This is a genomic window from Neisseria sp. P0022.S010, from assembly GCF_051956635.1.
The window spans coordinates 1-1,436 of record NZ_JBQCXF010000678.1 but is presented as its reverse complement, the minus strand read 5'-3'; the positions used below and the strand labels follow the sequence as shown (position 1 = coordinate 1,436).

Below are 1,436 nucleotides of genomic sequence, written 5' to 3'. Positions count from 1 at the left end.
GTTTGAAATACAATAAGACGGCGGCGATTGATACGAAGATAAGTGTAAGACTAATAATGCCCATAGTGAGTTCCCTAGTTATGATGCCACTCATATCGATGGCTGATTTTTTACATTGATTATAATCCAATTCCAATATTTTTTCCCAGTTTTTATAAAAAAGGCCGTCTGAAATTCAGACGGCCTGAAGTTTATATTTCTATTTCAATGCCTTGACTTGATGTCGATAACCCACACTTCTGATTGCGAACCCAAACGAAGGGGAATGCCCCAGAAGCCGTAGCCCGAAGTGGCGAAGAAATGGCCGTTGCCAATCGCCTCATAACCGTAAGCAAGACGATAAAGCGTACGGACAATAAGGTTGGCAGGTGCAACTTGACCGTTGTGAACATGGCCGGAAACTTGCACATCAATCGGCAGCCGGGCATGGGCTTCGATTGAAGTAGGACGGTGGTCCATCAATAAAACCGGTAATTGGGTATTTTGACCTTCCAAAAGCTGTTCCGCACTGGGACGCTTGCGATCCAAATCATCGCTCCGCCCTACCAGCAACACGCCATTCACTTCCAAAACCTGATTGGCCAAAACCGTCAAACCTGCCGCTTCCAATTCATGCTTGATACGCTTCTGATCGCGGAACCAGTCATGATTGCCTAAAGTGGCATAAACGCCCATCGGTGCAGTCAGCTTCTGCAAATGCGGTTTCATGTTTTCTTTAAGGTAAGCATCGACGGTATCGTCCATCAAATCGCCCGGCAGCAACACCATATCGACTTGTTCCCGCTTCATAATGTCCGTCAGCTTGTCCAATTGACGCGCGCCAAACAAAATCCCCAAGTGTAAATCGCTGGCCACGCCGATACGCAGCGGCTTATCCATTTTCTTATTGATGAATACGGTTTGATGGCGGACAACGGGCGTATAGGCGTTATACATCCCAAAACCGAGTAAACCGGCCACAAACAAAGGCGCAAACAGCCGCAGGCTTCGTGACAGCGGTTGGCGCGCCACAAAACGGCGCAGCAAAAGATACAGGATAAATGTCGCCAACGCGGCATACATCACAAACAGCAAGATCACCATCCAAAACGCCACCACACGGAACATTATATGCCCCAACTCCAGCAGCAAGCCGACCAACAAGCCGTTTGTAATGAAATAGGAAATACCCATCAGCCAACGTCTGCCGATTTTGCCAATCCAAGGCGCAAACAGCCATTGCAGCGAACGCCCAAGCCCGAATGTAAACACTTGCAACAGAATAACGCTCACAAAAAACATCTTGCCAAACATGCCTTTTTGCCCTAAAAAATTAAAAGGCAGATTTTAGGCCGTCTGAAACTTTCAGTGTATAATCCACCGCGTAAAAACCCATAATATTTTGAAAGGAATCATCATGAGCCAACCTCAATCAGCTATTATTCCTGATCACGCAC

At 46.9% G+C, this 1,436-nt stretch carries 1 protein-coding gene; it reads right to left on the bottom strand.

Going from position 1 to position 1,436, the window contains the following annotated elements:
* Positions 1–204: 204 nt before the first annotated feature.
* Entirely contained in the window at positions 205–1,293 is a 1,089-nt protein-coding gene (locus ACTHUT_RS20585) for a metallophosphoesterase (protein WP_250600875.1), read from the bottom strand.
* Positions 1,294–1,436: the final 143 nt, after the last annotated feature.